Here is a 14,641-nt window from a genome sequence, read left to right as displayed (position 1 = left end):
ATTCGATCGGCTCGCCGACCCTATGACAATGATCGGTCATGGGGTCGGGGGAGCCTGATGGCGATAGCACCCTAAAATTGCACAATTCCTCTTTTTCCTAGAGCCGAGTGCTTTTTAGTAAGTGAACCGCCCCGGGATTGGCGGAGACTGGTTTTCTTAAGTTAGTCTGCCATGGGGACGTGATCCATAGCGGCATAAAACTGTTGCTCGGCCTCGGCCGGCGTGATGTTTCCGATGGGCTCGAGGATGCGTCGGTTATTGAACCAGTCCACCCATTCGAGAGTGGCGTATTCCACAGCGTCAAACGAGCGCCATGGGCCACGCCTGTGGATCACCTCGTTCTTGAACAGACCGTTGATCGTCTCGGCCAGGGCGTTGTCGTAACTCTCTCCGACACTGCCGACCGAGGGCTCGATCCCGGCGTCGACAAGGCGCTCGGTGTAGCAAATGGCGACATATTGAGACCCGCGATCCGAGTGGTGGACAAGATTGCCTGCTCCAGCGCATCGAGTACGAAGCCCGCATGTGCTGTCCGGCTGACGCGCCAGCCGACGATATACCGGGCGAACACATCGATGACGAAGGCCACATAAACGAACCCGGCCCAGGTCGCGACATAGGTGAAGTCCGACACCCACAGCCGGTTCGGCGCCGGTGCCTTGAACTGCCTGTTGACGTGATCAAGTGGACAGGGTGCGCCCTTGTCGCTGATCGTGGTTCGCTTCGGTTTGCCACGGATCACGCCCTGCAGGCCGAGATCACGCATCAGCCGCGCGACCGTGCATCGGGCGACTTCAATCTTTTCCCGGCCCAACTGACGCCAGACCTTCCGCACGCCGTACACACCAAAGTGCTCCGAGAAAACGCGCAGGATCTCAGGTTTCAGGATCTCGTCACGTTTGCTCTGAGCCGATCTGCGCTCTGGTTCAGGCCGTTTGCGCAGCCGCTCATAGTAGGCTGATGGGGCGATCTGCAGCATCCTGCAGATCGGCTCGACCCCGTAGGCCTGGCGATGCTCATCGACGAACGCCGTCATTTCCGAAAGGGGCGGTCGAGTATCCGTCTTGGTCAAGGACGAACGGGAAGCCAATTCCGATTTTCGCGCAGCAAGGTGTTCGCCAGAATGATCATGCGCCGCATGATCGCCGTGATGGCAACTTTCTTGGCTTTCCCAGCCTTGATGAGCTGCTCGTATTTGCGCTTGAAATCGGCATTGAAGCGAATGGCGACCAGTGCGGGCATGTAGACTGCCCGCCGCAAGGTCGCGCGGCCGCCATTGATTCGCTCCTTGCCCTGCCATTGTCCCGACTGCTGTGACATCGGGGCCAGGCCTGCCAACGCGGCGATTTTCTTGCTATCCAGATGACCGAGTTCCGGCATGTCGATCAACATGACAGTGGCCGTCAAACGCCCGATGCCAGGAATGCTCATGAGGCGTTGAATACGGTCTTCTAGCGTGCCGCGTTGTTGGGCGATCTGTGCCATGACGTCATCCAGCGCGCGAATATCCAGGGCAATGTCGGAAATGCGACGATCCAGCTGTTCCTGAATGATCGGGTTCACCGCTGTTGCGCGGCGGGTTTTTGCCGTGACCTGATCTTTTACCAATGCTCGACGTGCTGTCAGCAACTCTCTGAGATCGTGGATATCTTCGCCCTCGACGCGCTGCGGACCAAGATCCAGCACAACACCCATTTTCGCCAAGAGTCTGGCATCGACACTGTCAGTCTTTGCCAGGCGGCCAACGGCCTGGGCAAAGCGTCGAGCCTGTCGGGGATTAACCTTAAGGAATGGAACGGCGGCCAGTCCCAGGTGCCGCTCAAGCCCGCGATGATAGGCGCCAGTCGCCTCGAAAACAAACAGGATGTCGTCGGCGCTGGCAACCCAATTGCAGAGATCGGCAAAACCAGCCGGGGTGTTCGGTACGGAACGCAACTCCGCGCGCGAATGCCAGAACGCGTCAAGATAATCCTTGGAGATATCAATTCCCAGCGTATCGATGGCCATCTTCTCGTTGCCCTATGCTTGTCGTTCGGGCCCGGAGCCCACGTATCCGTTCAGGTCGCAAGAAAAGACGAGGATCCATCAAACTCGACCGCGATCCTTGAAGACCAAGCTCCGCACGATGCGATCCTCGCCGCCACACGGTGGTATCGCCGCCGAGTGGTGGCTCCCTTTTGCCTCAGGAACCGCTCAATCGGATAAGACAAGCTCCGCCTGGGAGAAATACGCTGAAGCTTTCCGCAGGATCTCATTAGCCTGACGCAATTCGCGCACTTCACGTTCCAGCGCCTTGAGCCTATCTGCGGTCTCGGCCGGAACACCAGCCCGCTTGCCAGTTTCGATCTCGGCCTTCTTGACCCATTCGTTCAGCGTATGCGCCGAACAGCCGATCTTCCCGGCAATCGACACCATCGCCGTCCAGCGAGACGGATGTTCGCCCTCATGCTCCAGAACCAGCCGCACCGCACGGGAACGGACTTCAGGAGAAAACTTCTTCACAGAATTGCTCATCAGACCCTCTTCTCAGGTGAATAGGTCTCCGCCAATCCCGGGGCGGTTCACTCTCTCCTGAGCATCAGGGTGTACTCTCGGCCATTGAGGCCGCTGCCGACGTTGTGCACAACCTTCCGCATCTGCTGGCCGAGCAGACAGAATCAAACGAGGTCGTTCTTATCGGCGAAGTGACGTCCGCGAACGAAACCCTGACAACGCTCAAAATGCGCTGATAAGCCGCACTTCTGAGCCTGCTGGACGGAGTGATAACGCTGTCTTCCGCAGCGGTCTCTCTTAAAAATTAACTTGCGTCCCGCGTTCGTTTGTTCTCTTTCTGTTCTCGTTAAGGAGAACAGTCATGACTTCGAACGCGCTGGCGCGTCTGCGCGAGCAGGTCCGATGCCTGGAGCGTCGGAGCCTACCTCATTCCATCTCCCGGGCGCTGCCAACAGGTCTGCAACCGGTCGATGACCACCTGGGCGGCGGTCTCAGAACCGCCTGCCTGCATGACATTCTGGTGCCCGATCCGCTTGAAATTGGTTCCAGCCTCGCCCTGCTTCTGCCTCTGCTCGCGCGCAGTGGCCAGCCTATCTTCTGGCTGGGGGCGGTCCCCGCTCAGCTCCATGCCTGGGGACTACATCAGACCGGGATCTCGCTCCGGCACCTGATCTGCGTTGAAAGCGATGACGCCAGTGTTCTGACTGTGGCCGAGGACATCCTGCGCGGTCCCGAGCGCGCCCTTGTCGTGATAGCTGGTCCGCGTATTCCCTCCCTGACAGAAGTACGTCGTCTGAATCTGGCCGCCGAAAGCAGCGGGAATACTGGCTTCTTCCTGCGCCCTGTCAGCGCCTCCCGCTCATCCGGAAAGGACCCCTGTGCCTGCGCCACGCGCTGGCAGGTTACTTCTCATCCTTCAGCCCCTCTCTGTCTGCCGGGACTGGTTCTGCCGCTTCCCGGCCCCCGCCGTCTTTCCGTCTCGCTGTTGCGGGTGCGTGGAGGACGTCCTGCTCACTGGCTCCTCGACTGTCCTGACCATGCGCCGCTTCCTCGCCCTGTGGCTTCCTTTCTGGCGCACCGAGCGCCTTCAGCTCTGCCAGTCGAATCATTACCCCCCCGATCGCCCGCTTGTCGTGCACGCGCCTGAGCACAACCGCCAGACGCTTACGGCCGTCAATCCGGTGGCGCTGGCAGCGGGCCTGAGACCCGGCCAACCGCTTGCCCAGGCAAGGAGTGTCCTGCCGGACCTCCTGTGCGTTGAGCAGGACACTGACGCCGATGATGAGGCTCTCTTAGAGCTCTGTTCCTGGCTGCTGTGGCTGTCGCCCCTGCCCGCTCTCGATGCGCCGGATGGCCTGTACAGTGACACAACTGGCTGTGCCCATCTTTATGGTGGTGAAGAGGCCATGCTGTTTCTTGTCCGGACGCGCCTTTCCGAGAAAGGTCATGCCTGTTCTCTGGTCCTGAGCGACAGCGCGGCGGCCTCGCGCGCTCTGGCACGCTCGCGCCTCGACGGCGCCTGCGTCATCCCGCCTGGTCAGCAGAAACAGGCTTTGGACAAACTATCCTGCTCGGCTCTGCCGATTGCCCCGGAGACAGCATCCCGTCTCAATCGTCTGGGACTGACAACCATTGGTGCGCTTGCAGCCCTTCCCCGAGCGCCTCTGGCCAAGCGGTTCGGCACGGAGCTTCTCACCTGCCTGGATGAAGCCGTTGGCCTTCAGGTAAGACCGCTGAACGTGGTTCAGGTGCGGGACCGGATCTCCCTGTCACGCTCGCTTGTTGAGCCTATCGGCACAGCCGAGGCGATTGCGACCGTCATTGAAGCTCTCGTGCCAGATGCCTGCGCCCTGCTGTCCCGTCGCGGTGAAGGCGCACGGCAGATCGATTTTCTCTGTGTCCGTGTGGACAGCACGGTCCAGGCCATCCGTGTGGGCACGTCCGATCCGACCTCAGACAAGACGCGCATCCTGCGCCTCCTCAAAGATCAGATTTCCCGGATTGAACCCGGTTTTGGCATTGAGGCTGTCACCCTCACGATCAGCGCCAGCGAGCCGATAGAGGCCGGCCCCGCTCGCCCGGTACTTTCAAACCCAGAGGATCGTCAGGTCGATACGGTGCCCGCGACCCTCATCGACCGGCTGATCAACCGTCCTGGTGTTGCAGCCGTCTATCAGTTTGCGCCCCGGTTTTCCGCCTGGCCAGAGGACGGACAGTCTCGCGTTTCTCCGGCCGACATGGCAAAACCGCCTCTCGCGAGCCAGATGCTCTGGGCGCGGCCGAACATTCTGTTCGATCTGCCCGTCCGGGTGCAGGTGACTGCCCTGCTTCCGGACGGTGCGCCCCGTCAGTTCGTCCTGAAGCGACAGACGCATCGCATTGCGGCGGCCGATGGCCCTGAGCGTCTGCTGGGGGAATGGTGGCACACGGCCGAAAACTATGGCGCGATCCGCGACTACTGGCAGGTCGAGACCACGACCGGCCTGCGCCTGTGGCTGTTTCGCAAAGGCGACGGAACCCATGCCTGGTCCGGTTCGGGCGACTGGTTTCTTCAGGGGATGTTCTGATGGACTCCCGCGATGATCTGATTCCGGCCAGCACCTCGGACGTGGCCGAAGTCCTGATGCACGCGCTGTGTTACGACGGACGCAGGCGGACGCATGACGCCGCCGAGCTGATGGCCCGTCTGGTGGCCGAACGGCTTGTCGCCTATCTCGAGCGCTCGGGCTTCGTGGTCATGCGCGCGCCCACCAGCAACGCACCGGACAGCAGCCGACATCCCCATCCCCACCGCCGCTAGACCATGAGCGCGCCTTACGTCGAATTGCAGGTGACGTCCTCGTTTTCGTTCCTGCGCTCGGGCAGCCAGCCGGATGAACTGATGTTCCAGGCGAAAGCCCTGGGCTATGACACGATCGGTCTGACCGACTGGAACACCGTGGCCGGGGTCATCCGCGCCCATCTGGCGGCGCAGGAGGCCGGTCTTCGTCTTCTACCCGGATGCCGCCTCGCTCTGCGCGATGGCAGTACACTCCTGGCCTATCCCCGCAACCGTGCAGGCTGGGCAGGTCTCTGCCAGCTTCTGACCCTTGGTCATCACCGGGGCGAGAGGGACGTGTTCCTTCTAGGGTGGGAGGATCTCGTCGGAGCGGCACCGGATCTCCTCCTGATCCTGTTGCCGCCCGAGGATCTGGCAGCACTTCCCGGGCACGTTCAGAGCCTGCTGGATCTGCCCGGACACAGGGAAGGCGAAGAAGAGACCCGGTTTGTCGCGCTGACGGTGCTCAGGCAGCCGGGAGATCTGGCGCGGCTTCACGCGCTCGCGGGCTTCTGCACAGCGCGCGGTCTGGTCTGTGTTGTGACAGGAGATGTTCTTTACCACGATGCGCGCCGGCACGTTCTGCAGGACGTGGTCACAGCCATCCGGAAAGGCTGCACCGTCGATGCTCTCGGCAACCGCCGTCATGTTCACGCCGATCGCCATCTGAAGGCCCCTGAAGAGCAGGCACGCCTGTTTGCCGCCTTTCCTGACGCTCTGGCCAACACACGGCGAATTGCCGAGGCCTGCACGTTCAGTCTGGATGACCTGACCTATCAGTATCCGACCGAAACCGAGAGATCGGGCGAAAGCGCGCAGGAGACACTGACACGCCTGGTCGAGGCCGCACTGCCGCGTCGCTATCCGGCCGGGGCGCCGCCTGAGGTCGAGGCGCAGATCGCCCATGAACTGAAGCTGATCGGTTCTCTGTCTTACGCGCCGTATTTCCTGACCGTGAATACGATCGTGCGTCATGCCCGCTCACTTGGAATTGTCTGTCAGGGGCGCGGATCCGCCGCGAACTCGGCGGTCTGCTATGTTTTGGGAATTACCAGTATTGATCCGGTTCGCTCGGGTCTGCTGTTCGAGCGGTTCATCTCGGCCGAGCGGCAGGAACCGCCCGACATCGACGTCGATTTCGAGAGTGACCGCCGAGAAGAAGTCATCCAGTGGATCTACCGGCATTACGGCCGTCATCGCGCGGCCCTGTGTGCGACCGTGCAGCGTTATCAGCCCAAAGGCGCGTTGCGCGAGGTCGGCAAGGTGCTCGGGCTGCCGGAAGATCTGACCGGCCAGCTTTCCAAACATATTGCCTCGTCCCTGCCTGATCCGGACCTGTGCAAGGCGCGCGCGGCTGATCTTGGTCTGAACCTGAAGGACAGACGCCTCAGCCTGACGTTTCATCTCGCCCGCCAGCTTCTCGGCTTTCCACGCCAGCTTGGGACGCATCCGGGCGGATTTGTGCTGACCGAGGATCGCTTGGACGAACTCGTGCCTCTGATGCCGACGGCCATGGACGGACGGCAGATTATCGTCTGGGACAAGGACGATATCGACGTCCTGCGCTTCATGAAGGTGGATGTTCTGGGTCTCGGAATGTTGGGCTGCCTGCGTCGCGGGTTCGAGCTGCTGCACACCGTGTATCAGACCCGCATGGATCTCGCTTCGATCCCGGCCGAGGATCCGCAGACCTATCGCATGATCCAGAAAGCCGACACGCTCGGGACCTTCCAGATCGAAAGCCGGGCACAGATGTCCATGCTGCCGCGCATGAAGCCCAGAACCTTCTATGATCTGGTGATACAGGTAGCGATTGTCCGGCCCGGGCCAATCCAAGGAGATATGGTTCATCCCTATCTCCGCAGGAGAGAGAAACTGGAGCCTGTCACCTATCCGTCCGAGACCCTGCGCGGGATCCTTGGGAAAACTTTGGGCGTGCCGCTGTTCCAAGAGCAGGCCATGCAGGTGGCCATCCATTGTGCAGGCTTTACGCCAGGCGAGGCGGACCAGCTCCGCCGTGCGATGGCGACGTTCAAAGCGACAGGCGGGGTCTCGCCGTTCCGCGACAAGTTGGTGAACGGGATGCTGGCCAATGGGTATGAGCAGGCCTTTGCTGAGCAGACCTTCGCGCAGCTGGAAGGTTTTGGCAGCTATGGCTTTCCGGAAAGCCATGCCGCCTCGTTTGCCCTGATCGCCTACGCCTCGGCCTGGATGAAATGCCATCACCCGGATGTGTTCTGCGCGGCCCTCCTGAATAGTCAGCCCATGGGGTTTTATGCGCCGTCCCAGATTGTTCAGGACGCGCAACGCCATGGCGTCGAGGTCCGGCCGATCTGTATCAATGCTTCACGATGGGATTGCACACTGGAGCGCGGCCGAAACGGACGGCACGCGGCGGTCCGCCTCGGGTTCAGGATGGTGCGCGGGTTGGCGAACGGCCATGGGGCCGCCCTGATCGCGGCCCGGATGCCGGATTATGAGAGTATTGATGACGTCTGGCGGCGTGCGGACGTGCCAGTCTCAGCCCTGGAATGTCTGGCGGAAGCAGATGCCTTCCGGGTGTTTGGACAGATGCGCCGCGCTGCACTCTGGTCGATCAAAGGGCTCGCGGACACGGCCCTGCCGTTGTTCGAAGCAGCGGATCGGGGCCGGAACTTTCCACTACCGGAAGTAATCGAGCCGGAGATTACCTTGCCACTGATGTCAGAGCGGGCGTCAGTGCATGAGGATTACCGGGCGACAGGACTTAGTCTGAACGGGCATCCCGTCGCGTTTCTCCGAGAGGGCTTACGAAAAGAGGGGATCGTGCGCTGTGGAGATTTGCCGTACCTGCGGGATGGGCGCCGGATCCAGCTCACGGGTCTTGTGCTGATGCGGCAGCGGCCAGGAACGGCGAACGGCACCATGTTCGTCACGATCGAAGATGAAACCGGCACGGCCAATCTGATTGTCTGGAAAGATGTGCAGGAGAAGCACCGGCTTCCTCTTCTCGCGTCCCGTCTGCTGGCCTGTAAGGGCAGGCTTCAGAAAGAGGGCGATGTGATCCATGTTGTTGTGCTCAGTCTGGAAGACCGAACGCCGTCGCTTCAGGGATCGGAGCTGCTGAAGGCTCGGGACTTTCGATAGGAAGCGTAATCGGTTCGACCGATCTTATTTGAAAAATAGAGAAATACTTCTTGGTGTTGAACCTGTGGACTTGTGGGCAGAGCCACGCCTGTGGTCAGCCGGAAGGGCTGTCTATCAGGACGCGAGCGGCCGTGAAACGGCTGTCCATAAATCCACAGGCTTTACGCTCGATGCCGGCCCTCAAACAGGGTAATTTCCGGAATCGCATGGGTCGAAGGAAACAGTCTGTTTTCTCTCCAGGTCCTCGGCAATCACTCTGGCCCGCTCTGCAAGGGCAAGCATATCCGGAAACCAGCACAAGTCTGCCTCTACCGCCTTGTGGATCGCATTCGTATCGTCGACGAAGCGCTCTAACGCCAAGATATACTGGGCCTTGAGTGATGCCTCATCGGGAGCCGTGAGGATCGCCTGATCAGTCATACCTCGTCCTCCAACAGGTTTTCGACATTCATTGGCGAGTTGCTGACGCTTCAAGCTCTACGACTGAGACCCGAGCGTTCGAGTAGGGTGTAGCGGACGGATCAGGATGCGTGATGATGTCTGAACCGGCAGCGGCAGCAAGTAATGTGCCAAAATATGGATCATTCTCTTCTGCGATCGAGAGCACCTCGTTCGCGCTGACGGGCGCGCCAAACTCTTTCCCGAGCTTGCTCAGGATATAATTGTCCAGCACCGCATGAATCATGAATGGCTGGTTCCGAAGAGACAGCAGAGTTAACAGACTCTCTGGCATGTCTTCCTCAGGCTCAGCCTCCATAACGGCGTCTACGTTATCGAGCAGAACGTGGAGCAAGACTCCATATATCGTGATCTCCAACGCACGCTGTACCGTTTTTTCGGAATTATTCATGGCTATATTTCCTGTTCGCCAGACGACATTGGTTGTGCACTGAGTTGGGAAACACCCGTTTCCCAACGTGCTCATCATCACCGTGGCTCAGCACGGGTTTAAAATGCTTAACTCGCTTTGCCGGCCAGCACTGCCTGATTGGCGGCAACAGCCTTCTGCGAGCTGATTGAGTTCAGATCGTCTGCCGTTGCGCCCGCCTGAATCTTAGCCCTGCCTGTCTGAACCTGCTGCAACCCGGTTGTTGCTTCCTGCGCCATATTATCCAGGCTGATCGCACCGGCTGCTTCCGCCGCCTTCGGCGCAACGGCCTTTTCGTAGATGATTGGTGCACCATCGGCCGTCGTTGTCGGCGCGCCCGGAGCGGGCGCAGTAGCTTCCACAGGCGCAGGCGCAACAGCCACCGGTGCGGCGCTCACAGGCTGACCAGGCTGTGCTGTTATCTCTGCCTGAAGAGACGGTGAAGCCGGTGCCGCGACAGGCGGCGCGCTGCAAGCCTTGCGATTAAGGATCAGATGGTCGGGTCCGGTGGAATCCGTGGGATCTTTGTCATAGATGTCGACAAGCTTGTCATCTGAACCGAAGCAGAACAGGACCGTATGCTGCTGAGGACGCGTTCCGGCTTTGACCGGAGCCCAAATCATCTGGGCCGCACCTAAAGTCAGAACGCTACTTAGGACTTCAGTTGCCTTCACCGCTGCGCGGCCGCCTGCCGTCAGACCGGTAGTGTAGAGTTTATAGATATCGCAGGGTCGGCCGCTCTTTTGGATCGTGCCTTCTGGCTTGCCGACAGTGCTGACAACGCCGAAACGGTCCGTGTTCTGGTTGAATTGACTGAGCAATACGGGCTCAGGCGCGGGCATCCCGCTGCTGCAAGCCGCCAGAAGCAGAAGGGCAGAGCTGGAGAAAAGTGTTTTTGAAATGGCTTTCAGTGTCATGACGGACCTGTCGATCACGGTCCCCGCCTGACCGACAGGGACACAGTATGTTGCGTTACAAATCATATTAAACGCTATCGTTTATCCGTCAATAGACGATATCTTTTATTTATGTTTGACAGGTGCAGCATGAGCCGTGTAGCGGAGGCGTATGGGAAGACCGCCACTCAACTTCAAAATGACATCCGTTCGCCTGAGTCCTGAGGAGCGCGATCGTATTATCGCGCTTGTGGGCGACAGGGGCATGGCGCAGTTTATCCGGGAGGCCGTTGAGAAAGAGTTAAGGCGTCGCGAGCAGTCTCTCCGTCGTCAGGGCGATCCGCCTTCAGATCCCTGACGGCTTCCGCCAGCCCTGCCCCCAGAAGCAGAAAAGCAATCCCGCCAAGCGGCATGTTCAGGAAAGCGCTCTGCGACGACAGAGGCCACTCATGCAGGACAGCGGCCCCGAAGAGACCGACACGCCAGCCAATGTCTGCTGCACAAAGCCCGCCCTGCCTTCTGGCGGTTCGTCCCAGAACAAGCCACCAGCTTCCGATCATCGCCACAAACAGAGCGGCTCCCGGAAATCCGCTGTTTGTGGCGGCTTCGAGCACATGATTATGGGTGTGCTGAACACAGATCGACACCCCGCCTCCATCCGGTTGCAGATGGCTCGGACCGGGCCTCAGAAACGCTTCACATCGACAATAATGCCGGAATGCATCGTCCCCTAACCCCAGAGCCGGGTGTGCTTCGATCATCACGGCCGCCCGGTTGTAGATCTGCCCATAAGGGGAACTGGCGAAGTGGGCGAGCTGCGTCCGGGTCTTTGTCACCAGATGCCCGAAAGCCTCCGGGGACACGAACGCTAGCAGTCCAATGAGTGCCGGACTGACGACCAGAAGTGCGAGCGAAGGCCGTCGTAGTGAGGGGAGCACCAGGGCACAGACGCCTGTGCCGAGAAGGAATGTCGCCAGAGACATCCGCTGGCCGGCCAGCACGAGCAAGCCGAGAACCGGCAGCAGGGTCGCCCCCGTCAAGAGTCCTTTCTGCCAGGACCTTCTCACCCGTTCCCCCAACAGCGCCCCAACAAACAGAGCCGCCGGAAGACCCAGCAGTGCAAAAGGCGCGGACACACGCGGCTTGTCGTAGGGGCCAGTGAGTGTCCCATCCCCAAAGCGGGGATTGCCAAACAGGTTATGGCCCGTCACCGCCTGAAGCAGCATTTGGCCCCCCAGATACAGCACGCAGGTGATAACCAGACGGCGACACCATGTCCGGGTCCAAGATTCCTGCAACGTCCAGAACGCCAAGGCAAAGGCCGCGACCGGAAAACGGATGGCCAGCAGCGCCTGGGCAAGGCTGGCAGCCGCCTCTGCCGAAACAGGGATTTGACGAGGCAGGGCACACAGGACCAGCCACCCCCACCAGACAAGGGCCGGCCAGACGAAGCCCTGCCGACACCAGAACCAATCGCGGGTCAAGGCGCTCCGAAGCAGAAATCCGACCGCCAGTCCATCCAGACAGCCCTCGGCGATACCACGCCAATGCACCAGAAACAGCGGCAGAAGCAGGGTGGCCAGTGCGCCGAGACGATCAAGAACTCGCAGAAGAGTAGGCTTTGCAACAAACCCCATGTCAGATCCACGCCGCCCGGGTTTTGGTGCTTTGCACACCTACGGTCGCGAGCGAGACACCGGCCTCGGCGAGCATCCCCGCTTCCCGGGTGCGATGATCCCGCAATGCATACAGGCTGCGATCAAGGAACAGGGTGTTTCGCGCCCCCCGCTCGATCAGGGAGCGGAAATAGGCATCCCGGAACCGGATGACAGCGCCCCGCTCCAGTCGTGACGCCATGACGATCACGGCGACGGCCGCCTGCAGTCTCCCAAGGACGACGCAGGCCTGGGACCAGGCATGACAGGACACACCCACCTGCCCCGACAGATACTCGGCCGCCTCGATCAACTGCTCGGCAGTCGGCCGACCGGAGGAACAGAGATCCCGCAGACTGCTGCAGATTTCGAGATAGAACGTCGCTGTCCCCTTGAACCCGCGCAGCGCCGTCCGGTCATACACGCTCGAACGGTCGGACCTGGAGCTCTGTCCTTCACGCCGCATTTCTTCAATGCGAATGCCGCCATCGGCGGCTACGTGATCTACTTTTTTAGAAGATTGAATGTTTTTAGTATCTGTATAGTGGGCCCCGTTTTGAGGACCCATGGGCCTCATTTCTGCTGGATACGACGTTGAAAAAGCAGCGTTTTCCACAGGCGCATCATCCCGGCCGGTTTCAGGCTCGGCGTACTGCCCGGCCAGAGTGGCAGAAAGGGCCAGCATCTCCCGGTACAACCCCTCCAGAGTGCCGGGCTGGGCCGTCCTCAGACGGCTGCGCATGATCCCCACTGCCTGCTCCATGATATTCTGAAGCCCGAGGTCCTCTGCCTGTGCCCGGACCGTGTCGTTCAGGCTGGCAATGCTGTCGCGCAGAAAGGAGACGCGCTGACGCAGTCGCCGCTGTTCCGCGCTCAGGGCCAATAGATCAGGCCAGCGATAGCGCAGGGAGGCCAGATTGAAGCCAACCTGTGTCTGTCCCTCCTCCGCCTGCCACCGTCGGCCGCGCTGTCCGTTGCGTCCGTCCTGCGGCACCAGAAGCCGCGCTTCCGCCAGCTCCCGGATGTGTCGCTGCAGCGTACTGCGCGACAGTCCTGTCCAGGCCATGAGCGTGCTGTTGTGCGCGTAGATGAAGGGCGTCTCAAGCGTCGTCCAGGCGTCCGGAGAGGTCTTCTCCACCATGATGATCAGCGTCGAGGCCGCTCCCCGGCTGACGGGCAGCGCACCCCGCAGGGATTTCAGCATGTTCAGCATATCCCGTTTGCCGGGCTCGGCCGGGACGGGGGTGGTCAGTTCGTCGCGTGCGGCCAGCATGGCCTCACTGATCCGGCGTCGGCCGCGCCGCGTGCACGGGGCCTGCGCCCTCTGCGTCTGTGCAGAATGCTCCATTGATCGGTCCGGTCTGGGGGTGAAGGGACCACCTCACGGCCGGACACCAGACAAAACGCTCCCGTTCGCAATTTAGTGCTTGCGTTTCGAAAAGAGCTGACGCTAGATGAATTTAACGAATTACTCACCTAGCAACTGTTTTGCCGGAGCCCTGGCTCTTCCGATTTGGCGATCGGAGGAGGCGGGGTTTTTGGTATGTGGGCGCTACGTCATCGGGGGTCCTCTGGGTCGACTCGCTGGCGCCGCCCACAGGGACGTCTCCAGACATCCGGGCATCGTGCCTCCGTTCGGGCGCTGTAACAACCTCGAAAGCGCGCTGACAGCGAAAAAACTGTGTAAAAACGGGCGTTTAGTGTGCCCATTTTGGCGCGCTCTTTTCAACTTGTGAGGGGGCGTTTGCGGGAGGGGGCGGAATCCTACGCTAAGGATTTGGGCCAGCGATATTCCCCGGTTAGATTGATGTGTTCCCATCCCAACGGCGAGACGTGGGCGAGTAGATCAGGCGCGATATGGGTACCGCTGGCGGCCCGGGTATTGACGACCTCGCCGAGCTTCATGGTGTTCCAGAATATGATGATGGCGGCGAGCAGGTTCATTCCGGCGATGCGATAGTGCTGGCCTTCGCCGGATCGATCCCGGATTTCACCTCGGCGGTGGAAGCTGATGGCGCGCTTTAGGGCGTGGTGGGCCTCACCCTTGTTGAGGCCGATCTGAGCCTGGCGCTGGAGGCCGGCATCAAGAATCCAGTCGATCATGAACAGGGTTCGCTCGATGCGGCCCACCTCTCGCAATGCGAGGGCCAGCTCATTCTGGCGCGGGTAAGAGGCGAGCTTGCGAAGAATCTGGCTGGGGGCGACGATCCCCGCTGCGATCGTCGCCATGATGCGCAGGATGTCGGGCCAGTTGCGCTCGATGAGCGGTTCATTGATCTTACCTCCGACCAGCGCTCGCACATTGGCCGGCGTCGCGTTGGGCGTGAAGGCATAGAGTCTTTTCTGAGGGAGATCGCGGATACGGGGGGCGAACCTGTAGCCGAGCAAGGCGCAGGCGGCGAACACATGATCGGTGAAGCCGCCCGTGTCGGCAAAATGCTGGCGAACGCGGCGGCCCGCGTCATTCATGAGCAGCCCGTCCAGGATATAGGGAGCCTCGCTGACCGTTGCCGGGATCACCTGGGTTGCGAACGGCGCATATTGATCGGACACATGGCTGTATCCCTTGAGGCCCGGGACGTTGCCATATTTCGCGTTGATCAGATTCATCGCCTCGCCCTGCTCGGTAGCAAGGAAGAACTGCCCGTCGCTGGATGCCGATTGCCCTTGTCCCCAGAAGGCGGCCATGGGCAGGGCGGCGTGGGCCTCCACGATCATGGCGAGCGCCCGATCATAGGCGCTGCCTTCGACATGCCAGCGCGCGATCCGCAGCAATTCCCAGAAG

Annotated in this window: 11 protein-coding genes, 2 pseudogenes and 1 other annotated feature; of the genes and pseudogenes, 4 read left to right on the top strand and 9 right to left on the bottom strand. The window is 60.7% G+C overall.

The features are described 5' to 3' along the window. Positions 1–161: 161 nt before the first annotated feature. The 3 genes and pseudogenes from JK208_RS15525 to JK208_RS15515 form a co-directional block, all read right to left on the bottom strand. Positions 162–1,054, bottom strand: a pseudogene (locus JK208_RS15525) (IS3 family transposase); the annotation flags it as partial. After that, positions 962–1,079, bottom strand: a sequence feature (AL1L pseudoknot). (Overlaps the previous pseudogene by 93 nt.) Beyond that, a complete protein-coding gene (locus JK208_RS15520) occupies positions 1,069–2,007 on the bottom strand; it encodes an IS110 family transposase (RefSeq protein ID WP_211503513.1) in 939 nt (312 codons plus the stop codon). It overlaps the preceding feature by 11 nt. A gap of 216 nt (positions 2,008–2,223) precedes the next feature. Continuing rightward, positions 2,224–2,514: pseudogene (locus tag JK208_RS15515) on the bottom strand (transposase); the annotation flags it as partial. 340 nt (positions 2,515–2,854) lie between these two features. Between JK208_RS15515 and JK208_RS15510 the strand changes: the two are divergent. Genes JK208_RS15510 through JK208_RS15495 form a run of 4 tightly spaced genes read left to right on the top strand, consistent with a single transcriptional unit; the run spans position 2,855 to position 8,437 of the window. Further along, positions 2,855–3,640 carry an ImuA family protein gene (locus tag JK208_RS15510; RefSeq protein ID WP_211576684.1) on the top strand — a complete coding sequence of 262 codons (786 nt, stop codon included), beginning with the start codon at positions 2,855–2,857 and terminating at the stop codon, positions 3,638–3,640. Beyond that, a complete protein-coding gene (locus JK208_RS15505) occupies positions 3,531–5,060 on the top strand; it encodes a DNA polymerase Y family protein (protein ID WP_249202199.1) in 1,530 nt (509 codons plus the stop codon). The genes JK208_RS15510 and JK208_RS15505 overlap by 110 nt, the downstream gene beginning before the upstream one ends. Further along, positions 5,060–5,293: a hypothetical protein gene (locus tag JK208_RS15500; protein ID WP_062106278.1), complete on the top strand. Its 234-nt coding sequence runs from the start codon at positions 5,060–5,062 to the stop codon at positions 5,291–5,293. Before JK208_RS15505 ends, JK208_RS15500 begins: the two co-directional genes overlap by 1 nt. A gap of 3 nt (positions 5,294–5,296) precedes the next feature. Continuing rightward, positions 5,297–8,437 (top strand): error-prone DNA polymerase, encoded by a 3,141-nt coding sequence (locus tag JK208_RS15495; RefSeq protein ID WP_211576683.1) that lies wholly within the window; start codon positions 5,297–5,299, stop codon positions 8,435–8,437. 180 nt (positions 8,438–8,617) lie between these two features. Here JK208_RS15495 and JK208_RS15490 read toward each other — a convergent pair whose 3' ends face one another. From JK208_RS15490 to JK208_RS15465, 6 genes are all read right to left on the bottom strand, one after another. Further along, positions 8,618–8,857, bottom strand: coding sequence for a hypothetical protein (locus JK208_RS15490; RefSeq protein WP_211576682.1), 240 nt, complete (start codon positions 8,855–8,857; stop codon positions 8,618–8,620). Positions 8,858–8,885: 28 nt separating this feature from the next. Beyond that, positions 8,886–9,287 (bottom strand): hypothetical protein, encoded by a 402-nt coding sequence (locus tag JK208_RS15485; protein ID WP_249202198.1) that lies wholly within the window; start codon positions 9,285–9,287, stop codon positions 8,886–8,888. 107 nt (positions 9,288–9,394) lie between these two features. Beyond that, on the bottom strand, positions 9,395–10,240 hold the full coding sequence (locus tag JK208_RS15480; RefSeq protein WP_349292009.1) for a hypothetical protein: 846 nt from the start codon (positions 10,238–10,240) through the stop codon (positions 9,395–9,397). 236 nt (positions 10,241–10,476) lie between these two features. Further along, positions 10,477–11,838, bottom strand: coding sequence for an O-antigen ligase (locus JK208_RS16005; RefSeq protein ID WP_249202197.1), 1,362 nt, complete (start codon positions 11,836–11,838; stop codon positions 10,477–10,479). Between the two features lies 1 nt (position 11,839). Continuing rightward, positions 11,840–13,204 (bottom strand): replication initiation protein RepC, encoded by a 1,365-nt coding sequence (gene repC / locus JK208_RS15470; RefSeq protein WP_211576681.1) that lies wholly within the window; start codon positions 13,202–13,204, stop codon positions 11,840–11,842. Between the two features lie 416 nt (positions 13,205–13,620). Next, the coding region (locus JK208_RS15465; protein WP_211497472.1) for a Tn3 family transposase at positions 13,621–14,641 on the bottom strand (1,021 nt) is incomplete at its 5' end.

This window comes from Gluconobacter sp. Dm-74, assembly GCF_018256135.1.
Lineage (GTDB): Bacteria > Pseudomonadota > Alphaproteobacteria > Acetobacterales > Acetobacteraceae > Gluconobacter > Gluconobacter cadivus.
This window is presented reverse-complemented; position numbering and strand designations above follow the sequence as displayed.